Here is a 24,162-nt window from a genome sequence, read left to right as displayed (position 1 = left end):
AGAAAACCCTTTACATTAAATCGTCATTACAGGCCAGATTTGAGGCTGGCTTCAATAAATTTGTCCAAGTCGCCGTCGAGAACGGCCTGCGTATTGCGGTTTTCAATACCGGTACGCAAGTCTTTGATGCGCGAATCATCTAATACGTAGGAGCGGATCTGGCTGCCCCAACCGATATCTGATTTGGCGTCTTCGTTGGCTTGTTTTTCCGCGTTTTGTTTTTGTAGCTCAAGCTCAAACAACTTCGCACGCAGCTGTTTCATCGCTTGATCTTTATTTTTATGCTGTGAGCGATCGTTTTGACACTGCACCACGGTGTTGGTCGGCACGTGGGTGATCCGAACCGCTGATTCGGTGGTGTTAACGTGCTGACCACCTGCGCCTGAGGCGCGATAGACATCAATCCGTAAATCTGACGGGTTGATATCAATATCAATGTTGTCATCGATTTCCGGATACACAAACGCCGAGGCAAACGACGTATGGCGACGTCCTCCTGAATCAAACGGTGACTTACGTACCAGACGGTGCACGCCCGTTTCCGTGCGTAGCCAGCCATAAGCGTATTCGCCAGTAATCCGAACCGTGGCAGACTTTAATCCAGCCACATCACCCTCAGACACCTCAATGACTTCAGCTTTGAAGCCTTTGCCGTCCGCCCAGCGCAAGTACATGCGGAGCATCATGTTGGTCCAATCTTGCGCTTCGGTACCGCCTGACCCGGCTTGCAGGTCAATATAGCAATCAGACGCATCGTGCTCACCAGAAAACATGCGGCGGAATTCAAGCTTGGTCAGCTTGGCTTCAAGCTCCACCAGCTCCGGCTCCACTTCGTCGAAGGTTTCTTGGTCGTCTTCTTCGACCGCAAGCATCAACAACTCGTTGACGTCTTCGCCGCCTTGGGTCAGTTGATCGATGGTTTCCACCACCGCTTCAAGAGAAGCACGCTCTTTACCCAGCGCTTGTGCACGTTGTGGTTCATTCCACACGTCCGGTTGTTCTAATTCGGCATTAACTTCTTCTAGACGCTCTTTCTTGGCATCATAGTCAAAGATACCCCCGGAGGACATCGGTACGTTCAGCGATATCGGCGAGGCGATTTTTGATTGGATTAATCTCAAACATGGTCAAGCATCTTCATTATTAGCGGAAATTTAACCGCCGAATTTTAGCGAATTGTCGCGCCAATAAACAGGGCGTGATGGAAAAAGCCGCATATTTAAGCGGCTTCAAGATGGGAAATGATCAACTGGGCGCTGCGATTACCGCGAAACTCATTGATATCCAGGCGGTAAACAAGTCGTAGCGTCTTGGTACTGGGATCGGGCCAGCGACGCAAATCAACGTTAAAAGCAATCGCATCAATCATGGTGCCGCCGCCCTCGGGCTCGACCATCAATTTTAAGTGTTTGCCGCCCACCAGTTTTTGCTGCAGCACCTTAAAAATGCCATCGAACTGCGGCTCCGGAAAGCCTTGTCCCCAAGGGCCGCCTGCTTGAATGGTTTCTGCCGTTTCTAACCCCAGCTCGTGGCTGTGTAAGGGACCATCAGTTAACAACACACCTTTTAAGTCATCATCACTGACTTGCTCACGTACCTGCACATCAAACTGCTTGGCGAAGGCCTCGAACTGAGTTTCGTCTATCGTAAGCCCAGCTGCCATGGCATGGCCGCCAAACTTTTTGATTAATCCTGGATTTAATGTATCAATCCGATCGAGGGTGTCGCGCATATGCAAACCAGGAATCGAACGCGCTGACCCCTTTATCAGCCCATCGCCGCCATCGGCAAACGCAATCACAGGGCGGTGAAATTGATCTTTTAATCGTGAGGCTAAGATCCCAATCACGCCTTGATGCCAGTCGCGCTGAAACAACGCCAGCCCTACCGGCAATTCTTGCTCAGACTGCTCGGCAATCAAGCGCTCACACCAAGCCACGGCTTCTTGCTTCATTCCTTGCTCTATGTCTTTGCGAGTTTGATTGAGCGCATCCAACTCTGAGGCCATTCGTCTGGCAGCATGAATGTTGTCACACAGTAAAAGCTCGACCCCAAACGCCATATCATCTAAACGCCCCGCGGCATTGATCCTTGGCCCCAATGCAAAGCCAAAATCACTGGCGACGAGCGTGGCCATGTTGCGATTAGCCACCTCGATAAGCGCCTGGATCCCCGGGCGGCAACGTCCAGCACGGATCCGCTGCAACCCCTGATGCACAAGAATGCGGTTATTGCCATCTAACGCCACCACATCGGCGACGGTGCCCAGCGCGACCAAATCGAGTAACTCGGCCAAATTGGGCACAGGGATGCCTTGCTGCTCAAACCACCCTTGGTCACGCAAATGTGCGCGCAGCGCCAGCATCAAATAAAAGGCGACCCCGACACCGGCAAGCGCCTTCGAGGGAAAACCACAGTCATCCAGATTCGGGTTCACCATGGCGTCGGCCTCAGGCAGTGTCTCACCCGGTAGGTGGTGATCGGTCACCAGCACCTGCATACCGAGCGCTTTGGCGTGCGCCACCCCCGCCAATGAAGACACCCCGTTGTCCACGGTCATGATAAGCTCAGCGCCCCGCTCCGCAGCTTGGTCGACCACCTCTGGGCTTAGCCCATAGCCATCGTCAAAGCGGTTAGGTACCAGGTAATCAACCCGAGTCGCGCCCATCATGCGTAAGGCTTTGACGGATAGCGCTGACGATGTCGCGCCATCGGCATCAAAGTCACCCACAATCAAAATAGACTGGTGAGCCTTTAACGCCTCGGCGAGCAAGTTAACCGCAGCATCAATCCCGGTTAGCGCCTGGTATTGATGCAACCCAGCCACGCTGCGGTTGAGCTCGCTGTCTGCTTTTAAGCCACGGTTAGCGTATAAACGTTGCAATAACGGCGGAATCGCATCGCTAAATGCCGGCGTGACCGACGGGGTACGTCTTTTTATTTCTATCATGAAGTTGTCACCAGTTATCGATTAGCCGCGTGGGTGATGTGTTTGATGAAGCTGCTTCAAACGCTCGGTAGCCACATGGGTGTATATTTGCGTCGTCGACAGGTCACTGTGTCCGAGTAACATCTGCACTACGCGTAAATCGGCGCCATGATTGAGCAAGTGAGTCGCAAACGCGTGGCGTAAAACATGCGGGGAAAGGTCATCGGTCTCAATCCCCGCCAACTGCGCGTAATATTTGATGCGATGCCAAAAGGTTTGCCTTGTCATTTGGCGTGCACGTTTACTTGGAAAAAATACATCGGTACTGGTTTCTCCCAGCAATATCGGACGGCTATACGCCAAGTAGTGTTCTAGCCAATCCACCGCAGATTCTCCCATGGGCACCAAGCGCTCTTTATCCCCTTTACCGGACACCCGCACCACACCTTGGCGCAAGCTCACATTTTCCATGGTCAGTCCGATAAGCTCTGTGACACGCAAACCTGTGGCATATAAGAGCTCCAACATGGCTTTGTCTCTGAGCTCAAGCGGGTCGTCCGTATTGGGGGCAGTTAATAAGGCATCGATTTGCTCTTCTGTCAGATCTTTTGGTAGCCGCTTTGGCTGTTTCGGGCTGATTAATGTGGCGCTGGGATCGTCGGGGCGCAATTTTTGTCGATACACATATTGAAAAAGCCGACGCAACGCCGACACCATGCGACTACGTGAGCTCGATTGATAGCCCTGCTCATGCAACCAATACTGGTAGTCTTGCAAATCTTGCTTGCTGACGGCCACCAATGCACGGCTATCGAGCCAATGACATAGCTTGAGTAAATCGGTGCGGTAGGAGGTCAAGGTGTTTTCAGAGAGCCCGCGCTCCATCCACATTGCATCCAAAAACTGTTCGATGAGTTCAATGTTGTTCGTCACGTTCAGCTCACTTGGTTATCCATCGGAAAAAGCACGCCCATTATCGGAGTAATGGCTGGCGGCTAGTATACAAAATGTCGCCTGCACTTGCTGGATCAAATTACCGTTGAGCAGGTAAACTGCGCCCATTACACACAAACGAGTTGCGCTATGAAAATCGGTCTTTTTTATGGTTCTACCACCTGCTACACCGAAATGGCCGCGGAGAAAATCTGCGACTTTATCGGTGATGACTTGGTTGAGCTACATAATGTCAAAGAAACACCGCTCGCCAAAATGGCAGAGTATGACCTGCTGATACTTGGGATTTCAACGTGGGACTTTGGCGAGTTACAAGAAGATTGGGAAGCGGTTTGGCAAGATATTGATAGCCTTCAGTTACAAGGCAAAGTCATTGCCCTCTTTGGTTTGGGCGATCAGGAAGGCTATGCCGAGTGGTTCCTCGATGCCATGGGCATGCTCCACCAGCAGCTACAAGGCTGTGGCGCACAGTTTATTGGTTATTGGCCTACCGAAGGCTACCGTTTTGACGCGTCAAAGGCCGTGACTGAGGATGGCAAACACTTTGTCGGTCTTGCACTCGATGAAGACTCTGAATACGAGCTCAGTGACGAGCGTATCCAAACCTGGTGCGAACAAGTACTGGTCGAATACCAAGCGTTACTCTGATGATCAGCCTGTTTAACAAACAGACATAAAAAAACCGCGCTCAACCAGCGCGGTTTTTCTTGGCTACCATGTAGCGAATCATTAGGCTTCTGCTAGCGCATCATCACGTGAGCCAACAAACTTTGCCACACCCATTGCCACCAATGTGGGCAGCAGCCATGCCATGCCGACATCAAACAGCGGCAGGAAGTTAAAGGCACTCATATCAGCGCCCATGACTTTCACCGCATCAAGCAAGCTAAACAGCAATGCCACGCCCAATACAAGGCGATAGCCTAGCGCTGGATTTGGCAACCAACGGCGAATGAAGGTCAAGCCAATCAGTGCAATCGCAACCGGGTATAATGCGAACAAGACCGGAATAGAAATGGCGATAAGCTGTTTTAGGCCCACATTAGCCACCACCGCACAGATAGTGGCCACGACCACCACCCAGCGACGGTACGTCCACGATGTGAGCGAGCTAAAGTAATCAGCACACGCGCTGACCAACCCAATCACGGTGGTCAAACACGCAAGGCCAATGATCGCCGCGAGGATCATTTGTCCCACTGGGCCAAACAGTGCATCCACGTAAGCGGCCATGATTTCGCCACCGTTTTGCGTCCCCTGCGCCACTGCACTGGCGGTTGAGCCCAAATAGAACAGCGACACGTATACAAACGCTAGGCCAGCCGCGGCAATAATACCGGCATAAATCAGGTACATGCAGGTTGCTTTGTTGTCCTCGATACCTTTTTTGCGGATCACATCGACAATCAACATGCCGAACATCAAGGCCGCAAAGGTATCCATGGTGTTATAACCTTCCAAAAAGCCGGTTGTCAGTGCGTTTTCAACGTAGCTACCCTGCGCGGCAACCACTTCGCCTTGAGGATTGATAATAACTGCGATAGCCAAAATCGCGAGCGCCGCAAAGAGCAGAGGTGTCAAGAACTTACCGATGGTATCAATCAGTTTGCCTTGAGAAAGGGAGAAAAACATCGCGACAGCAAAGAAAACGACCGAGAAAGCGCCTAATTCTAGTTGCCCTGGTGCAGATAAAAACGGTTTAAAACCAATCTCATAGGCAACCAGTCCGGCACGAGGTGCGGCAAAAGCAGGGCCAATAATGATAAAAATCAACACGGCCATCAGTGTCGCCACACCCGTTGGCAAATCACGGGTGAGGCCTTTCCAGCCGCCGCCTGCGACTGCAACCGCAATAATACCGATTAAAGGAAGACCGACCGCTGTGATCAAAAATCCGATCATCGCGGCAGTGTAATGATCACCGGCTAACATGCCAGCTTGTGGAGGAAAGATTATATTCCCAGCGCCTAAGAAAAAGGCAAAGGTCATAAAACCTAACGCTAAAATATCTACTAATTTTAAACGCTTAGTCACGATGTATACCTACAGCTTGAGATGGTGTTTGCAATGAATAATGTTTCACCCAGCTGAAACGCTCATTTATAATATTTTGTTTCAGACGATGGGCAGAACGCAGAATAATGAAGAAGTTCACAGCCACAGTAAAGGCATTGACAAAAAACCTTGTGATCTTCTGCTTTAGCAATAACAATCAGCTCAATAAACTAGCTATCATGTTATCCATGGCATTTTTTAACGATCAAGATCGATAACATTGTGGTTACACAAAAGCAAAAAATGCTAATCCTTGATGCCGCTAAGTCGCCAGAGTGCAGGACAAATGAGCCAATTTCGCTTTAAACAATTTGTTATCGACCACGGTGACTGTGGCATGAAAGTCAGTACGGACGGTGTACTACTGGGCGCGTGGTCTCAGCCTGGGACGGCGAGCAATAGCTTGGATATCGGAACGGGAACCGGTTTATTGGCATTGATGTTGGCACAACGTTTCACTCACTTATCGATCACCGCGGTCGAGTACGACCCGTCCGCCTTTCACTGCGCCACGTTAAATGTGAGAGCGTCACGGTTTGCCACGCAGATCCAATTACACCACGGCGATATCACCGATTTTGCGTGTCGCGAACAGTGGCAACATATTGTCTGCAATCCCCCCTATTTCACCAGTGGTGCGCCTTCAAGCAACCCACAACGGGCCGTTGCCAGACATGCTAGTACCTTAAGCCATCCCGCGCTTATTGCCTGTCTAAAGCGATTACTCGCCCCCACAGGGTGTGCGGATCTGATTTTGCCCAGCAACGAGGCAAAGACATTTATTGAGGATGCACAAGCACACGGGCTTTTTTTACACCGCCACGTGTTGGTCAGTGCCACACCGGAAAAAGCGCCCTCTCGTGTATTATTCACGCTGAGCCCGACGACGGGCGCAGTCAGATCTGATACGATCGCAGTGCGCGAGCAAGATGGCACCTACACGCAGGCTTTTGCCAACCTAACGCGAGCGTTTTACCTTAAACTCTCGTAAGCCAAACCGAGCAACATCTCGCTATCATTGGCCTTGGGCGCGCTGCCCATTTACACTATTTGCGTCTATAATACCGCGCTTAACTACCCTTGGAGAATTATCTGTGCGAAGCTTTGCCGAACTCGAGCTGGATCCTGAACTGCTCAGTGCACTTGACGATATGGGCTATCAGCGCCCTACGCTGATCCAATCTGAGGTTATCCCCCACGGTATGGATGGGCGCGATATTCTCGCCTCCGCCCCGACAGGCACCGGCAAAACGGCGGCTTTTCTGCTACCCATGTTGCAGCATTTACTCGACTTCCCACGGCAAAAGCCAGGACCAGGTCGCGTACTGGTTCTCACCCCCACGCGTGAGCTGGCCATTCAGGTTGCTGATGAAGCTCGAGCCTTGGCGAAAAACACTAGCTTAAAGATCTTCACCATCACCGGCGGGATTTCATACCAAGAGCATGCAGAGCAGCTGGGTAAAACTCAGGATATTGTAGTGGCAACGCCTGGCCGTTTGATGGAATACATTGAAGCCGAGCGGTTCGATTGCCGCGCCGTTGAATGCCTGATCTTAGATGAAGCAGACCGGATGCTAGATATGGGGTTTGCAAATGCGGTCAATCGACTATCTGATGAGTGTCAACGCCGCCGTCAGACCATGCTGTTCTCAGCCACATTAGAAGGGCGCGGAGTCGCAGGCTTTACCGATAGCCTGCTAGATAACCCTGAGTTGGTGGATGTGACACCGCCGCGCCGCGAGCGTAAGAAAATCATCCAGTGGTATCACCGCTGCGATGATTTGGAACATAAACGTGCCTTGCTTAAATCCATTGTTACCGATCAGGCAGAGCGCGCGATTGTGTTTATAAAAACACGTGAACGCTTGGCGGAGCTTCGTGATTATATGCAGTCACAACAACTGGATTGCGCCTGGATCCAAGGCGAAATGCAGCAAGCGAAACGTAATAATGCTATTAGCCGCTTTAGTGAAGGAAAAGTGAAGGTACTGCTGGCCACGGATGTTGCGGCACGTGGTATTGATGTCCCAGATATCACCCATGTGATCAATTATGATCTTCCGCGCACCGCCGATGTGTATTTACATCGCATAGGTCGCACGGCGCGTGCGGGCAAGAAAGGCTCTGCGATTTCACTGGTCGAAGCCCATGACCAACCGATGATGGATAGGATCATGCGCTACATGGATGAAGAGATTAAAGAGCGAACCATTGATGGCTTGAAGCCAAAACATAAAAAAGCAGAGCACAAGAAGAAAAAAAAGAAGCAAAGCGTTAAAAACTCAAGCAAAGTTAAAAAGCCAAAAAAGCGCAAATAGAACTAGACACCTCTCAGCCTCACTGACTGGCTGATATATAAGGAATTACTCAAGGAGGCCCGATAAGGCCTCCTTTTTTTTGCTATCTACGTCCATTTTGTTGAGCACAAAACGATCAGATTCACACATCGTGCAATGTGATGACACAAAATATTAACAATTGAGCTGCAAATCAGTTTAAGATGCTATTCGCGCTAACAACAAAACCATGATGCAAACACAGTAGAAGGAACTCACTATGCAATCGTTTGTCGATTTCTTAAATAGCATCATATGGAGCCCAGTTCTGATTTACACCTGCTTGGGTGCGGGACTGTTTTACTCCATACTGACTCGCTTTGTTCAAGTCCGTCACTTCTCCGAGATGTGGCGACTGCTCTTTTCAGGGAAAAGCTCAACCAAAGGGATTTCCTCGTTCCAAGCCTTGGCGGTATCACTCTCTGGCCGAGTCGGTACAGGTAACATCGCCGGCGTCGCTGCCGCCATCGGTTTTGGTGGCCCAGGCGCAGTATTCTGGATGTGGGTTGTTGCCTTTCTTGGCGCGGCGACCGCATACACTGAATCAACGTTGGCGCAGATCTATAAAGAAGAGGACAACGGTGAGTTCCGTGGCGGCCCTGCTTATTACATTGAAAAAGCAATGGGTCAAAAATGGTACGCGATTCTTTTCGCCCTTGCGACTCTGCTAGCCTGTGGTGTGATGCTTCCTGGCGTGCAATCTAACGCCATCGGTAATGCGGTTGAAACCGCGTTTGGCTCTGGTGCCATGGTTGATACCGCGATGTTCGGCGCGCTCGAAGTTTCAAAAGTGATTACCGGGGCCTTTATCTCAATCGTTCTGGGTTTCATCATTTTCGGCGGTGTTAAACGTATTGCCCACTTTACGCAAATCGTCGTGCCATTCATGGCACTGGCGTACATCATTATTGCGTTTGTCATCATCCTACTGAACATTAGTGAAATTCCCGCCGTGGTTTCTATGATCATCGGCGATGCCTTCACACCGATGGCAGGTGCCGGTGCAGCTATTGGTTGGGGGGTTAAACGTGGTGTTTACTCCAACGAAGCCGGTCAAGGTACAGGTCCACACGCTGCTGCTGCTGCCAACGTTGACCACCCAGCTCAGCAAGGTTTAGTGCAATCCTTCTCGGTGTACATCGATACCCTGCTGGTATGCTCGGCAACCGCGTTTATGATCATCATTACTGGTGCTTACAACGTCCATGGTCCGGGTGAAGCCTATATCGTGCAAAACTTGGCATCTTCGGTCGCGGCAAACAGCCCTGAATTTACCCAGCTGGCGATTGAAGCAGCGATGCCCGGCCTAGGTAAACCCTTTATCGCCTTCGCGCTCTTCTTCTTCGCCTTTACCACTATTTTGGCCTACTACTACATTGCCGAAACCAACATTGCTTACCTGCGCCGTACCATCAAGGTGCCAGGGATGATGTTTGCGCTGAAAGTGGTACTGATGTCCGCCGTGTTCTACGGTTGTGTGCGAAGCGCTAACCTCGCTTGGGCATTTGGTGATGCGGGTGTGGGCCTGATGGCATGGCTGAACATTGTTGGCATCATCATCATCTTCTTTATCTCTAAGCCAGCCCTTAAGGCGCTAAAAGATTATGAAGAGCAACAGGCCAGAGGGGTAGAAACCTACACCTTCGATCCCGTTAAGCTTGGCATCAAAAATGCCGATTACTGGGAACAACGTCTGGCGCGCCGTAATGGCAAGCAAGAAAGTGAAGCCACCGATGCCGATGGCAAACCTATCAATCCAACGGCATAAGATTCAAACACCGAATCAATGGTAAAAAAGGGCGCATCAGCGCCCTTTTTTGATCGTGTTGGCCAACGACGCTACTAGTCATCAAGGCGGAAAATAATATCAACCTGGTCACGCACCTGCATGGTTGCATCTTGGTAGCTTGCGGCGACATCGGCGCTGCCGCTGCGCATCTCGGCATTCATCATTACAGGGCGCGGATTGCTGGACCGATAGCGAATTTGCCAGACACCATCAACACGCATATCCAGGCTTTTCGCGAGCGATTCCGCTTTTGCTTTGGCATCATTGACCGCTGCCTCACGCGCTTTATCTTTCAATGCCGATTGGTCACTGCTGGTCAGCTGTACTTGCCGGATTCGATTAATCCCCTCGCCCAGCGCCCCATCTAAAACGGCATTCAACTTGTCGAGCTGGTTGAGGGTCACGGTAACCTGGCGCTCGGCGCGATAACCGACTAATTCAGGCGCTTTGTCTTTGCTATGTTGGTAACGTGGTGATAGTTGAATATGCGCACTCTCAATCTGTTCGCGTGTCACCCCTTGTGCAGCGAGCCTGTCGATAAAGGCAGTCACCGCTTTATCCGATGCCGCTTTTGCCGCTTTTGCGGTTTTTCGCTCGGTCACCACCCCCACATCAATCGTGGCCATATCAGGTGCAGCCGTCACTTCACCGACACCGGTAATGTCCAAATGCGGAAAATCAATATTGGCCATCGCAGCCGGTGCTGTCACCAAGGCGCTAGTCAGGCAAAGCATTGCTTTAAATTTATGCATAGTCTCTCCTTTGGAACCCGATAATAGTAAGTCACACCTGTCAGACGCCTAAAAACGAAAAACGCTCCCTCGCCAACGTCAACGTTGTGTCAATATTGGGCGAGTGCTTCCTTCGCGGCGAGCTGACAGGCATGGGTGATCTCGGCCAATACGCCACTTTCCATTGCCCAAAAATGCCAGTATAAATGGCGTGATTCGACTTTTCCCGGCATCACGTCTATTAAACGCCCGTCGGCTAACTGCTCTGAGACCATTACCCTTGGGATCAGGCAATAAGCCATGCTCTGCAACGCCATGGCTACAAACGCCTCCGACGAGCGCACAATATGCCGGCGCCAGCCCGCAGCAGGCATCGCATAGTGGGCCGCCAAAAAGTCCGCGTGCATATCATCATGCGCATCAAAGATCACCGCTGGCGCTGCCATTAACGCTTCTCTATCAATCCCATCGGCAAAGTATCGCTGGGCAAATGACGGCGTGGCCACACAACTGTAGTCCATGGTACCTAAATAGCGGCAGTCACAACCGTGCATTGGCGTGGAATCGGTACTGATCGCCGCAACCGCTTCACCACTGCGCATTTTATTGAGTGTACGGCTCTCATCTTCCACCAATAGATTAAAATCAATCGCTTGATGGGTGGTCAGCGGGGCAAGAGCCAAAAGCAGCCAAGTGGCTAAACTGTCTGCATTGGTGGCAATCGACACTGACAAAGCTGATCCATCAACACCGGGCGCCAGCTCGGGCAAGGTTTCTTGCTCCAACAGTTGCACGCGTCGATAAAGCCCTAACAGGCGCTGGCCTATCGCTGTGGGTTTTGGCGGTTGCTCGCGCACCATCACAGGTTGAGCGATTTGTCGCTCCAGTTGCTTGATGCGTTGTGATACCGCTGACTGGGTGATAAACAATGCCGCGGCTGCACGTTCAAAACTTCCCCAGGAAATCACCGCATCTAAGGCTTCTACACCTCGATAATCCWTCTCACTCTCCTTATTAGTTTTACTAATTAACCATAAATATATTTAAGTTCCCTTAATAGGTATTCCTGCTTAAAGTGAGAGCCATACTCGGAGAGAAAAGGAAAACAGCAGTGAGCAGTTTTTTAGTCGCCCTTCAGGGATTAGGCTTGAGCCTGACGATGATTATTCCGATTGGCGCGCAAAATGCGTATGTGATCAACCAAGGGATTAGTCGTGAGCACCATATGACCACGGCATCAATTTGCTTTGTCTGCGATATCATCTTGATCTCAAGTGGGATTTTTGGCGGAGGAGCATTATTGGCAAGTTATCCCATACTGCTCAATACCATTACGCTCGCAGGGATCGGCTTTTTGAGTGTCTACGCGTGGCAGTTTATCCAAAGCGCACGTCAACACAACCAAGAGGCGTCAATGGAAGCCCCCACCATGAGTCGAGGCCGCCGCGCGGTGATCATTGGCGCATTAGCGGTGACCTTGCTTAATCCGCACGTTTACCTCGATACCGTGGTAGTGTTGGGGGCAATTGGTGGCCAATTTGCGTTCGATGAACGCGTTGCCTTTACTGTCGGCGCCCTAATGGGATCGTGCCTTTGGTTTTACGGCTTGTCGGCAGGGGCAGCACGTTTGTCACCGTGGCTATCCACCCCCTCTATTCGACGACTGCTGGATCTATTAATGGCGAGTATGATGTTATTCGTGGCGGGCAAGCTCGCCCTTGGCCTGTACACACGTTTACTGGCCGGTTAAAAAACACGGATGCGGCCATACAGCCGCATCCATAATGACAGCCAGCCACCGTGAGGTTATGCTTGGCTCTCGCTGCGTTCGACGTGAACACTCATTTGCGGGAACGGGATTTCTATACCATTTTCGTCCAGCGCTTCTTTGATGGTTGGCAACAGCTCAAAGTAAACACTCCAGTAGTCTTCTGTTTTCACCCAAGGGCGCACCACAAAATTGACCGATGAGTCGGCTAACGTCATCACCGCCACATTAGGCTCAGGATCTTTTATGATCAAAGGATGTTGGGTGACAATATCCGTCAACACCGCTTTGGTTTTCTTCAAATCCGCGCTATACGCTACGCCAATCGTCAAGTCAATGCGGCGTGTGGCATGCTTGGAATAGTTAGTGATTGGGCTGCTGATCACCGAACCATTTGGCACCACCACCATTTTGTTGTCAGGGGTCGTGAGCACCGTAGAGAACACTTGAATGGACTCAACAGAGCCAGCCACTCCGGCCAACTCGACGTAATCGCCCGATTTGAACGGACGGAACATCACAATCAAGACCCCAGCGGCAAAGTTTGCCAACGAGCCTTGTAACGCAAGACCCACGGCTAAACCTGCGGCACCTAAGATGGCAATCACAGACGCGGTTTGTACACCCACGCGGCTTAATGCTGCGATTAAAACGATGACAAACAGTAAGTAACGCACGAAGCCATGGAGAAACTCCATCACCGCGTTATCCATGTTGCGCTTGCGCATCACACCCGCCATGGAGTTAGCTAAACCTTTAACCACAAGGTTACCAACCACCAAGATCAGTAGTGCGGAAATAATGTTCACCCCGTACTGCGTCAACAGATCTTGATTATCCATCAGCCAAGTCTGGGCCCATTTAGCGCCCTCTACCACTGTGTTTTCCTCACTCATTCACTTTCCCTCTTCAAGTTGGGATAAACGGTAACCCTATGTTAACAGCCTTTTACTGGTCGCTGTCTATCTCAGTGACGCAAAACCTCTACCCAATGAGACGAGTCGGTATCACGCAGATATAAAAAAACCCGCCAAATGGCGGGCTTTAATTCAACACTGTTATAACGTTTACAGTACGTCAACCGCGTTAAGGTCTTTAAAGGCTTGCTCAAGGCGCGCAACCATCGACTCTTGACCTTTACGTAGCCAAACGCGTGGGTCATAGAATTTTTTGTTTGGTTGGTCGTCACCTTTCGGGTTACCGATTTGGCTTTGCAGGTAACCTTCGTTGTCTTGGTAGTACTGACGAATACCATCCCATGTCGCCCACTGGGTATCGGTATCGATATTCATCTTGATCACGCCATAGCCAATAGATTCTTCGATTTCTGCTTGTGAAGAACCTGAGCCACCGTGGAAAACAAAGTTGAGGGCATTGTGGTCAAGGCCAAATTTTTCAGCACAATATGCTTGTGATTCACGCAGGATGCTTGGCTTCAGAACCACGTTACCTGGCTTATAAACACCGTGGACGTTACCGAATGAAGCAGCAATGGTGAAACGATGGCTAACAGCTGACAGTTTTTCGTATGCGTAAGCCACTTCTTCTGGCTTGGTGTACAGGTCAGCAGTATCAACATCGCTGTTATCAACGCCGTCTTCTTCACCACCCGTAATACCCAGTTCAATTTCTAGCGTCATGCCCATTTTGTCCATGCGCGCTAGGTACTCGGCACAGATTTCCATGTTCTCTTCTAGCGACTCTTCAGAAAGGTCAATCATGTGAGAAGAGAAAAGCGGTTTGCCGTGCTCTTTGAAGAAGGCTTCGCCAGCGTCGAGCAGACCATCAATCCAAGGCAGCAGTTTTTTCGCAGCGTGGTCAGTGTGCATGATCACAGGCACACCGTAGACTTCAGCCATGGCGTGAACGTACTTCGCACCGGCAACAGCGCCTTTAATTTGCGCTTCTTGGCCTTCTAGTTTCAGACCTTTGCCCGGGAAGAAACCCGCACCGCCGTTTGAGAACTGAATAACCACTGGCGCTTTTACTTTCGCTGCGGCTTCCATCACTGCGTTGATTGAGTCAGTGTTAACCACGTTGACTGCAGGCAGTGCAAACTTGTTCTCTTTGGCAACTTCAAATACTTTCTGAACGTCATCGCCAAAGATAACGCCAGGTTTTACAAAATCAAAAACTTTAGACATGGCTCTTGTCCTATTAACTCGGGTTGTCTTTGCTGAACTGAGTAAAGATGCGGTGCACCTTTATCAATCTGGTGCAATCGTTTACGACTCGGCCTATTGTAGTCAAACGAAAGCAAAAACGGGAGATGTCACTCCCGTTTTATTATCTGATTTATGCGTCTTTCGCGCGTGCTTCTAGCATTTCTACCGCAGGTAGAGGTTTGCCTTCAACAAACTCTAGGAACGCACCGCCGCCGGTTGAGATGTAAGACACGTCAGCTTGGATGCCAAACTTGTCAATGGCTGCAAGCGTATCGCCGCCACCCGCAACAGAGAAGCCTTCAGACTCCGCGATCGCTTTTGAAATACCCGCGGTGCCTGCTTCGAAGTTCTTAAACTCAAACACGCCAACAGGGCCATTCCACAGAATGGTTTTGGCATTTTTCAAAATGTCCGCCAACGCTTGGGTAGATTCAGGACCAAGGTCAAAAATCATGTCGTCGTCTTGTACATCTTCAACGCGCTTGATCTCCGCCTCCGCATTTTCATCAAACGCTTTCGCACACGCTACGTCGGTTGCGACAGGAATGTGGCACTCTTCCATTAAGGATTTCGCGGTATCGACCAAGTCTGCCTCATACAGCGATTTACCGACATTGTGGCCGTCAGCTGCGATAAAGGTGTTCGCAATACCACCGCCCACAACCAGCTGGTCAGCAACGGTTGACAATGATTTCAGCACTGTCAGTTTGGTAGATACTTTTGACCCACCCACAATGGCGACCATTGGACGTGCAGGGTTATCCATCGCTTTGCCTAAGGCGTCAAGCTCGTTAGCCAGCAGTGGACCGGCGCAAGCTACAGGGGCATGCGTGCCCACACCATGGGTTGACGCTTGTGCACGGTGCGCGGTGCCGAATGCATCCATCACGAAGATATCACACAGCGCTGCATACTTTTTAGAGAGCGCTTCGTCGTTCTTCTTCTCGCCTTTGTTAAAGCGAACGTTCTCAAGCACCACCAGCTCACCGGCATTAAGCTCAAGGCCGTCTAGGTAGTCTTTCGCGAGGCTGACCTTACAATCGAGTGCGTCATCCAGGTAGTTCACAACAGGTTGCAGTGAGTACTGGTCTTCAGGCTGACCTTCCTCAGGGCGACCTAGGTGAGACGTTACCATGACTTTCGCGCCTGCTTCGAGGCAGTGCTTAATCGTAGGCAGTGATGCCAAAATACGTGCATCAGAGGTAACTTTACCGTCTTTAACTGGCACGTTCAGATCAGCACGGATAAACACACGCTTTCCGGCAAGATCTAAGTCGGTCATCTTAATTACAGACATATGGTCCTCGCTATAAGGTTGCAAATTGAAACTGATTTAATCAGGGCAACACCCCACCCACGCTTGCGTCTATTACGCCATCGCAAGTGTGGTATCTAACATTCGGTTGGCAAAGCCCCACTCGTTATCACACCAAACCAGCGTTTTAATCAGCTGGTGATCACTGACCCGTGTTTGCGACCCATCGACAATGGCGCTGTGCGAGTCATGGTTAAAATCGATCGATACCAAGGGCGCTTCGGTATAATCCAGTATACCGTCTAATGTACATCGAGATGCCGTCTGCAGAGCTTGATTTACGTCATTAACTTTCACTTTAGTACGTACAGTGACACTTAAATCCATCGCTGTCACGTTTATCGTCGGCACGCGGACAGAAATTGCTTCAAATTTGTCAGAAAATTTCGGAAAAATTCTACCAATTCCAACATGCAGTTTGGTATCCACAGGAATAATAGACTGGCTGGCAGTACGTGTGCGACGAAGATCAGAGTGATACGCATCGATGACTTGTTGATCATTCATCGAAGAGTGAATGGTCGTAATCGTCCCCGACTCGATACCAAAATGCTCATCCAAGGCTTTAATCACCGGGACGATACAATTGGTGGTACAAGAACCATTAGAAACAATACGATCATCGGCGGTCAATGCGTCATGATTGACCCCGTAAATAACGGTTCTGTCCACGTCTTGGCTGGCGGGGTGAGAGAAAAGGACTTTTTTAGCGCCCGCTGCAATATGGGCTTCCCCATCCTGACGCGTACCAAACTTGCCCGTGCAATCGAGCACAATATCTACATCCAGATCGCGCCAAGGTAGAAGCTGCAGCTCCGGCAAATGAAGCAAGCGAATGCTGTCGGTGGCGACAAAAAGGTGTTCTTGATTATAGGACACTGGCCAGCCGAATCGACCATGGCTCGAGTCATACTGGAGCAGATGCGCCATCGCCTCGGGCTCTGCGAGCTCATTAATCGCGACCACTTGAATGCGATCGTGCTTGCCACTTTCGTACAGAGCTCGCAATACACTGCGCCCTATACGACCAAATCCATTAATTGCGACTCTTAATGCCATGTCCATCGGTGCTCGTTTAACGATGATGCACAGTGTATCTCAAGCACGTAAAAGACGCACGTGTTGTGTGACTCTTCTCACGCTACTTGGGAACAAAATGCAGGGAAAACGCCCGCCCGGCAGAGTCCGAGACGGGCGTGGCAGTGTTAGGGGTGTGGCAGTCTATGAAGTAACAACACGCCTTTTATCAATGACTAGAAGCTGACATTCAGTCCGAACCAATATCGACGTTCATCACTGATATAACCGTAGTCTTCATACTCACGCGTTTTATCCAATAGGTTATAAACCGCGCCTTGAAGTTCAATCGCATCGCTGAGCTGGTAGTTCATCCCGGCATCAACCAAGGTGTAACTTGGCTCTATATTGCTGCGAGAGGACGGGCCTGTCACAGGATCCATTTCTTCGCCACGGTAGGTCGCGCTCACCCAAGGACGCAACCTCTCAGTGGCTTGCCAATTAACTTCGCCATACGCGAGCTGCTGGGGTATTTGCGTTAAAGGCTGCCCCTTATACTCACCGGTTTTTTGCTCTGAATCGGTATAGGTATAGCTGGCACTCACGTCAACCGTCTCCGTGACTGGCACGAATAGGCTCGCTTCAATCCCTTGTGTGACCGCTTCGTCGACGTTAATCCGGGTGGTGGACAGTTTCGTTTTTGTCACTCCCTTGTCTATATAGACAGTAGGCGGACAGGTTGATGCGGGACAAGTCACTCGGGTGATCTTATCTTCAAAGTCATTATGGAATGCGGTTAACGATCCACTGACTCCCGTATCGCCTTGGTAGTTGATGCTGACTTCTGAGTTTACAGAGGTTTCAGGCTCCAGATCCGGGTTGCCATAGATATTCCCCCCGCGACTCACTTGCGCCCAATTTGGGGCAATTTCTCGCAGTTGCGGTGAACGGAAGCCAGTCGCCACGCCTCCTTTCACTACCCAGTTGCTATTAAGTTGATACACGCCATACACCCGTGGACTGGCGTGGTAGTCGTAGTTTTCATCATGATCGACACGCAAGCCAAGGGTCAGACTAAATGGCTCAATCACACGCCACTCATCTTCGACAAATAAAGCCGCTTGTGTATTGTCAATCTCAGTTTGGCTCGACGCTTTATTCGAGGTAAAGTCCTCCAACTTCGCTTTGTTCACTGAGCCACCGACCGTCAAAGTGTGTGTGTCAAAATCACGAATAAGACGGGTTTTAAACTCGGTGTTCTTAATCGTCATTTCACGACTTTTATTGCGGCTTTGCTCGTACTGTAAATGTGAATCTGACCAGCCCCACGTCCAATGCCCTTCATGCCCAAGGGCGATTGATTGCCGTCGATATTCATTGTTGCTGTTTTCACATTTTTTGCGTCGACACTGGCTATCATCCGTGGGAACGGTTTTACCTATGTGACCATTTCGTTCTTGCGAACTCGCGCCTAAGTCCAAGGTCCACTGTTGATAATCGCTGGCATCATAGGTCAACGAGGTAGAAAGACTACGTAAAGATTTGTCCTCGTAACCAGAGAGAATATCGTCTTCTTGACGTTGAACGTTTTGGCCCGATACCGTCATCCCAAGCTTATCGCTCAAGGCGCCAGAAAGATAAAAATTGGCGCTTTGTTCATCCCCTGAAGCACGTTTTTCTTGGAGTAAGGTGCTTAATTGCACGTTGCCATGCCATTCATGTTGTTCACGACGGGTAATAATATTAATCACCCCACCGATGGCGTCAGAGCCATACAAGGTCGACATCGGCCCCCGAATTACCTCGATACGCTCAATCGCTTGAAGGGGAGGTAACCAACCTTGTTCAATGCCCGGGCCATCGCTATTTGGACGTGTCTCCCGGCTCGTCATACGCTTTCCGTCCACCAGCATCAGGGTGTACTTGGAGCCCATTCCACGAATACTGATATCCTGGGTGTCACCGCCCCCTGTGAGCACGACACCTGGAATACGCTTTAGTGCGTCTGTGACGTCGCGATAATAACGATCTTCAAGTTGGTCACGGCTAATCACACTGATACTCGCTGGCGCCTTTGCCGTGGCTTGTTCAAACCCTGAGGCAGTGATCACCATGGTTTCCGTATTTTGATCGCCGGCTTCTGCCGCATGACTGGCAGCCACAGGCATACCGGCTAATACCATCCCGATAACAACGGGACGAAGACAACTGGACATAATCAACTCCATTTTGTGATAATAATTATCATTTGTTAATTGAGAATTATTCACAAAGATGCACAGACGCCTAGCCCCATAAAGGGAACATCTCGTTCCATTTATAGAACGAGATGATTTCTCTCCTTCTGGACAGCCGACGTGACGTCTTAGTGGCGTTAAAAGGACAGTTATGCAGGATTTTTCTTCGATCCGTTCGTTTGCCGCTTTATGTCATCATCAAAGCCTCACCGCTGCCGCCAAGGCATTGGGCCAACCCAAGTCAACGGTGAGCCGCCGCTTAGCTCAACTTGAAGCCGACCTAGGACAACCTTTAACGCAAAGGCAAGGCAATAGACTGGTCTTAACAAAAGCGGGCGTGATATTTGCGCGATACTGCCATCAAATTCTTGATTTAGCGGAAAGAAGTGAAGAGGCAATACAGGATTTAAATAACCACCTTCAAGGGCCGATAGAAGTGATTTGCCATCCCGGCATGATGCGCGGCTGGGCGGGCCCATTGATCAGTACTTTTCTCGCTGAGCACCCCAAAGTATCCATCACATTGACAAGCGAAGTCAGCGCACAACGTATTCAGTCGGCCGATCTTATCATCTGGGCAGGAGACATCATGCTGCCGGTCAATTGTCGCTCGTATCAGCTCGGCCACTGGCAATATGGTATCTACGCAGCACCAGACTATGTCAGCCAATATGGCCCGTTTACGCATCCTAGCATGCTCGATGAACACCCTTGGCTAGACGTATTTGCCCTACGCCGTCAAGGATTAACGCTCTATGATCACGACAAGACCTACCACTTAAGCGCCATGCCTAGTCGCTTTAATTGCGACATGATAGCGATTCAGTTAGATGCCATCACTGATGGACAGGGCGTTGGATTGCTACCGATTTGGAGCGCCACTGGCTATCAACACCATCATCCTGATAGAATTACGCGCTGCTTGCCTAACTGGGCCTCAGCACCTATTCCGTTGCGTCTATACTGCAGCGCTGGCCGTCTTCCTCTGCGTGTCGAATCTCTGGTGATCAGGCTGCAAGAAGCGGTTCCCTCACCATGGTGTTCAGTGAAGCCGCAGCCAGTCTCCCACGAGGTGTAAGCGTGCCTCAGCCAGTTTTGCTATACCTTAATAAACACCCATAGGCATCAACTGACTTGCGTTTATCACAATTGCGAATAAAATAGACGTCTAGAAGTTAAAACATCTGAGATGATCGACGATGCGCGTGAGTACGTATCGTCAGTTTCCCTGATAATCAATGAGAGTGTCACATGGCTAAGCACCTGTTTACCTCAGAGTCCGTCTCTGAAGGCCATCCTGATAAAATCGCAGATCAGATTTCTGATGCTGTTTTGGATGCCATCCTTGAGCAAGACCCCAAAGCACGCGTTGCCTGCGAAACCTATGTTAAAACTGGCATGGTAATGGTAGGCGGGGAAGTGACGACCTCGGCATGGGTCGACATTGAAGAGCTTACTCGTCAAACCGTCCAAGATATCGGCTATGTCCACTCTGATATGGGTTTTGATGCCAACTCTTGCGCCGTATTGAATACCATTGGTAAACAGTCGCCCGACATTAATCAAGGGGTTGACCGCGCCGATCCGAAAGATCAAGGGGCCGGGGACCAAGGGATCATGTTTGGCTTTGCCACCAACGAAACCAATGTGCTGATGCCAGCTCCTATTACCTATTCACACCGTTTGGTGGAGCGCCAAGGGCGGGTGCGCAAAGATGGCACCTTAGACTGGTTACGCCCAGATGCGAAAAGCCAAGTCACTTTCGCCTACGACAACGGCAAAATTGCCGGTATTGATGCCGTCGTGCTCTCTACACAGCATTGCGACAGCATTTCAACCGAGGATCTGCGCGAGGCGGTGATGGAAGAAATCATCAAGCCTGTGCTGCCGGCAAAATGGCTGACCAAGGATACCAAGTATTTCATCAACCCAACGGGCCGGTTTGTGATTGGCGGGCCGATGGGCGATTGTGGTTTGACAGGCCGTAAGATCATTGTTGACACCTATGGCGGTGCAGCCCGTCACGGTGGTGGAGCGTTCTCGGGGAAAGATCCCTCAAAAGTTGACCGCTCTGCCGCTTACGCCGCGCGCTATGTGGCCAAAAACATTGTTGCCGCAGGCCTTGCCGACCGTTGTGAAATTCAACTGTCTTACGCGATTGGCGTCGCCGAGCCGACGTCCATCATGGTCGAAACCTTCGGCACTGAAAAAGTCGCGCCCGAGGTGATCACTAAAGCGGTCCGTGAGCACTTCGACTTACGCCCGTATGGTTTGCAAGAAATGCTGGATCTATTACAACCTATCTATAAGCAAACGGCTGCGTATGGCCACTTTGGTCGCGACATCTTCCCTTGGGAGAAAACCGACAAAGCGGAGCTGTTGCGCGACTTTGCCAAACTCGGGTAATCTCCACGTACTCATTGCTTTTAAGGGAAGCTTCGGCTTCCCTTTTTGATCGCCACTAGGATCGCCACACTATGTCTTCTGCTTCTGACGCATTCGCCTTTGACAAGACCGCGTGGTCATCTGATGCATTACAGCAAGCGGCTAACACGCGTGTTTACCAGTGTATTGATGCGGCCAATCGTCAATTAGGCACTCAGCTGACCTACCCCGTGGTTGGCTTTACACTGCGGGGAAAAGCCGCCGGCACCGCGCACCCCACGCAATGGCGTGTTAGGTTTAACCCTGTCCTTTTGCAGCAAGCACCAGAGATCTTTTTCGACGAAGTGATCCCTCATGAAGTCTGTCATTTGGTTACTTTTGCGTTATACGGCCGGGTAAAACCACATGGTTCCGAGTGGCGTTCGCTAATGACCCAGGTATTTAACGCCCCTGCCAATACCACCCACCAGCTTGATATCAGTGCCGTGCAAGGCAAAACCTTCGCGTACCAGTGTGAGTGTGGCCCTGTCGCCTTATCCATTCGCCGACACAATAAAATACAGCGTGGACAAGCTACCTATCACTGCAACCGCTGCCAACAGCCACTAGTGAGAAGCCAAGACGCCTTAGAATAATTTGTTTTTTCACCACTCGACCCCATATTAGTGACAAAGCCTATCGCCCCCGTAGCCATGTTACACTGAGGGCGAGATGACCATGGAAAACGAGCACAATGCGAATTCCTCGAATTTATCACCCAACGCCCTTGCCATCGCAAGGCGATGTGACACTGAGTGGCGAAGCCGCCAACCATCTCGGTCGCGTCCTACGTATGCAACCAGAACAACCTATTTTGCTCTTTGATGGCAGTGGCGCGCAGTTTCCCGCTATGCTGACGGAAGTCAGTAAAAAGCAGGTTGTCGCGACCATTACCGCTTGCGAATCACACAGTGTCGAGTCACCGCTTGACTTTGAACTCGGCCAAGTGATTTCACGTGGTGAGAAAATGGAGTTTACCATTCAAAAATCGGTCGAATTAGGCGTGAATACCATCACTCCCCTTTTATCGGCTCGATGCGGGGTGAAACTCAATGCCGAGCGGCTCGAGAAAAAACGCCAACAATGGCAAAAAATCGCGATTGGCGCCTGTGAGCAAAGCGGCCGTAATGTAGTGCCCACCATTAATCCGGTGATCAATCTCGATACATGGTGTCAGCAGGCGTTTGATGGCTTAAAGCTGAACTTGCATCCACGAGCTCCCTACTCTATCAACACGCTGCCCGACGCCCCCAACAAGCTGCGCTTGCTCATTGGCCCTGAAGGCGGATTGTCTGATGACGAGATTGCAATGACACGCGAACACGGCTTTGAAGAGATCCTATTAGGCCCACGCGTGTTGCGAACAGAAACCGCGGCACTCACCGCCATTACGGCCCTTCAAGTCCGTTTTGGCGATTTGGGTTAACCGGCAAACAGGAGAGACATGATGAAAATAGGTGTTGTGATGGATCCCATCGAGGCCATCAGTGTGAAAAAAGACTCCACGTTTGCCATGATGTTGGCAGCACAAAAACGCGGCTGGGAGGTGCATTATATCTTGATGGAAGATATGTCAATGCAGCAGGGAGCCCCTTACGCTCGCTCCCACAGGGTGACTGTAATGGATAACCCCGACCATTGGTACCAAATCGGCCAGACCCAAACCCTCGCATTGCAAGAATTTGATGCGATTTTGATGCGCAAAGATCCGCCGTTTGATACCGAGTACATTTACGCGACTTACATGCTCGAACGCGCCGAGCAAGCTGGTGTGTTGATTGTGAATAAGCCACAGAGCCTACGTGATTGCAATGAAAAGCTTTATACTGCGTGGTTCCCAGAGCACACGCCGACCACCTTGGTGACCCGTCGTGCCGACGAGATTAAAGCATTCCAAGCCGAACACGGCGATGTGATTTTAAAACCGCTCGATGGCATGGGCGGCGCGTCTATCTTTCGAGTCAAACAAGGCGACCCGAACCTGTCGGTGATTATTGAAACCCTGACCGAGCATGGCCAACGTTTTTGTATGGCACAAACCTTCGTCCCTGACATCAGCAACGGTGACAAGCGCATCTTAATTGTTGATGGCGAACCGGTTCCCTACTGTTTGGCCCGTATCCCGGCCGACGGTGAAACCCGTGGCAACTTGGCTGCTGGCGGCCGCGGCGAAGCACGTCCTCTTTCAGAGACTGACTGGGCCATCGCGCGCGCCATTGCTCCTACCCTCAAAGAAAAGGGCTTAATTTTTGTTGGTCTCGACGTGATAGGCGACAAATTAACGGAAATCAATGTCACCAGTCCCACCTGTATTCGCGAGATTGATGCCGCGTATGACATTTCTATTGGTGACATGTTAATGGAGGCGATCGCCAGACGCTGCGCCTAAGTAAAGAAGGCGCTCTGCGCCTTCATTATCTAAATCTTGAATTTTCGCGCATA

21 protein-coding genes are annotated in these 24,162 nt (G+C 50.6%); 10 read left to right on the top strand and 11 right to left on the bottom strand.

Annotation, left to right across the window (positions count from 1 at the left end; all coding sequences use genetic code 11):
- Window positions 1-26 precede the first annotated feature (26 nt).
- The 3 genes from prfB to xerD all read right to left on the bottom strand — a co-directional run bounded on the left by prfB (window position 27) and on the right by xerD (window position 3,862).
- Window positions 27-1,125, bottom strand: a protein-coding gene (gene prfB, locus BZG74_RS13690; protein WP_101494711.1) for a peptide chain release factor 2 whose coding sequence is annotated in 2 segments (ribosomal slippage) — window positions 27-1,049 and window positions 1,051-1,125 — 1,098 coding nt in all. Because the reading frame shifts where the segments join, the coding sequence is not laid out codon by codon here.
- Between the two features lie 94 nt (window positions 1,126-1,219).
- Window positions 1,220-2,950, bottom strand: a complete 1,731-nt coding sequence (recJ, locus tag BZG74_RS13685) for a single-stranded-DNA-specific exonuclease RecJ (RefSeq protein WP_077773108.1) — start codon at window positions 2,948-2,950, stop codon at window positions 1,220-1,222.
- 21 nt (window positions 2,951-2,971) lie between these two features.
- On the bottom strand, window positions 2,972-3,862 hold the full coding sequence (gene xerD, locus BZG74_RS13680; RefSeq protein WP_077773107.1) for a site-specific tyrosine recombinase XerD: 891 nt from the start codon (window positions 3,860-3,862) through the stop codon (window positions 2,972-2,974).
- A 150-nt stretch (window positions 3,863-4,012) separates the two neighbouring features.
- Here xerD and fldB point away from each other — a divergent pair, with 150 nt between their 5' ends.
- Entirely contained in the window at window positions 4,013-4,531 is a 519-nt protein-coding gene (gene fldB, locus BZG74_RS13675; protein ID WP_077773106.1) for a flavodoxin FldB, read from the top strand.
- Window positions 4,532-4,612: 81 nt separating this feature from the next.
- On the opposite strand, the gene brnQ is transcribed toward fldB, so the two are convergent.
- Entirely contained in the window at window positions 4,613-5,917 is a 1,305-nt protein-coding gene (brnQ, locus tag BZG74_RS13670; protein WP_077773105.1) for a branched-chain amino acid transport system II carrier protein, read from the bottom strand.
- 307 nt (window positions 5,918-6,224) lie between these two features.
- Between brnQ and BZG74_RS13665 the strand changes: the two genes are divergently transcribed.
- From BZG74_RS13665 to BZG74_RS13655, 3 genes are all read left to right on the top strand, one after another.
- Complete coding sequence (locus BZG74_RS13665) at window positions 6,225-6,929, top strand: tRNA1(Val) (adenine(37)-N6)-methyltransferase (protein WP_158020663.1); 705 nt, start codon at window positions 6,225-6,227, stop codon at window positions 6,927-6,929.
- 103 nt (window positions 6,930-7,032) lie between these two features.
- Entirely contained in the window at window positions 7,033-8,256 is a 1,224-nt protein-coding gene (gene srmB, locus BZG74_RS13660; protein ID WP_077773103.1) for an ATP-dependent RNA helicase SrmB, read from the top strand.
- 238 nt (window positions 8,257-8,494) lie between these two features.
- Window positions 8,495-10,042: an alanine/glycine:cation symporter family protein gene (locus tag BZG74_RS13655; RefSeq protein ID WP_077773102.1), complete on the top strand. Its 1,548-nt coding sequence runs from the start codon at window positions 8,495-8,497 to the stop codon at window positions 10,040-10,042.
- A 74-nt stretch (window positions 10,043-10,116) separates the two neighbouring features.
- On the opposite strand, the gene BZG74_RS13650 is transcribed toward BZG74_RS13655, so the two are convergent.
- Window positions 10,117-10,815 carry an oxidative stress defense protein gene (locus BZG74_RS13650; protein WP_077773101.1) on the bottom strand — a complete coding sequence of 233 codons (699 nt, stop codon included), beginning with the start codon at window positions 10,813-10,815 and terminating at the stop codon, window positions 10,117-10,119.
- A gap of 89 nt (window positions 10,816-10,904) precedes the next feature.
- Window positions 10,905-11,822: a LysR family transcriptional regulator ArgP gene (locus BZG74_RS13645; protein WP_077773100.1), complete on the bottom strand. Its 918-nt coding sequence runs from the start codon at window positions 11,820-11,822 to the stop codon at window positions 10,905-10,907.
- Window positions 11,823-11,953: 131 nt separating this feature from the next.
- Here BZG74_RS13645 and BZG74_RS13640 point away from each other — a divergent pair, with 131 nt between their 5' ends.
- Window positions 11,954-12,544 (top strand): LysE/ArgO family amino acid transporter, encoded by a 591-nt coding sequence (locus tag BZG74_RS13640; protein ID WP_077773115.1) that lies wholly within the window; start codon window positions 11,954-11,956, stop codon window positions 12,542-12,544.
- Window positions 12,545-12,600: 56 nt separating this feature from the next.
- Here BZG74_RS13640 and mscS read toward each other — a convergent pair whose 3' ends face one another.
- From mscS to BZG74_RS13615, 5 genes are all read right to left on the bottom strand, one after another.
- Complete coding sequence (gene mscS / locus BZG74_RS13635) at window positions 12,601-13,458, bottom strand: small-conductance mechanosensitive channel MscS (protein WP_077773099.1); 858 nt, start codon at window positions 13,456-13,458, stop codon at window positions 12,601-12,603.
- Between the two features lie 171 nt (window positions 13,459-13,629).
- Window positions 13,630-14,706, bottom strand: coding sequence for a class II fructose-bisphosphate aldolase (gene fbaA, locus BZG74_RS13630; protein ID WP_077773098.1), 1,077 nt, complete (start codon window positions 14,704-14,706; stop codon window positions 13,630-13,632).
- Window positions 14,707-14,857: 151 nt separating this feature from the next.
- Window positions 14,858-16,024, bottom strand: a complete 1,167-nt coding sequence (locus BZG74_RS13625) for a phosphoglycerate kinase (RefSeq protein WP_046075071.1) — start codon at window positions 16,022-16,024, stop codon at window positions 14,858-14,860.
- A gap of 72 nt (window positions 16,025-16,096) precedes the next feature.
- Entirely contained in the window at window positions 16,097-17,101 is a 1,005-nt protein-coding gene (epd, locus tag BZG74_RS13620; protein WP_069362153.1) for an erythrose-4-phosphate dehydrogenase, read from the bottom strand.
- 194 nt (window positions 17,102-17,295) lie between these two features.
- Complete coding sequence (locus tag BZG74_RS13615) at window positions 17,296-19,275, bottom strand: ligand-gated channel protein (RefSeq protein WP_077773097.1); 1,980 nt, start codon at window positions 19,273-19,275, stop codon at window positions 17,296-17,298.
- A 172-nt stretch (window positions 19,276-19,447) separates the two neighbouring features.
- On the opposite strand from BZG74_RS13615, the gene BZG74_RS13610 reads away from it, so the two are divergent.
- From BZG74_RS13610 to gshB, 5 genes are all read left to right on the top strand, one after another.
- Window positions 19,448-20,374 (top strand): LysR family transcriptional regulator, encoded by a 927-nt coding sequence (locus tag BZG74_RS13610; protein ID WP_077773096.1) that lies wholly within the window; start codon window positions 19,448-19,450, stop codon window positions 20,372-20,374.
- Window positions 20,375-20,547: 173 nt separating this feature from the next.
- Entirely contained in the window at window positions 20,548-21,702 is a 1,155-nt protein-coding gene (gene metK / locus BZG74_RS13605) for a methionine adenosyltransferase (protein WP_077773095.1), read from the top strand.
- Window positions 21,703-21,773: 71 nt separating this feature from the next.
- Window positions 21,774-22,316, top strand: coding sequence for a SprT family zinc-dependent metalloprotease (locus BZG74_RS13600; RefSeq protein ID WP_077773094.1), 543 nt, complete (start codon window positions 21,774-21,776; stop codon window positions 22,314-22,316).
- 98 nt (window positions 22,317-22,414) lie between these two features.
- Entirely contained in the window at window positions 22,415-23,146 is a 732-nt protein-coding gene (rsmE, locus tag BZG74_RS15715) for a 16S rRNA (uracil(1498)-N(3))-methyltransferase (RefSeq protein ID WP_077773093.1), read from the top strand.
- Between the two features lie 18 nt (window positions 23,147-23,164).
- Window positions 23,165-24,109, top strand: a complete 945-nt coding sequence (gene gshB, locus BZG74_RS15710; RefSeq protein ID WP_077773092.1) for a glutathione synthase — start codon at window positions 23,165-23,167, stop codon at window positions 24,107-24,109.
- Window positions 24,110-24,162 lie beyond the last annotated feature (53 nt).

The organism is Salinivibrio sharmensis, assembly GCF_001995985.1.
Classification (GTDB): Bacteria; Pseudomonadota; Gammaproteobacteria; order Enterobacterales; family Vibrionaceae; genus Salinivibrio; species Salinivibrio sharmensis.
This window is presented reverse-complemented; position numbering and strand designations above follow the sequence as displayed.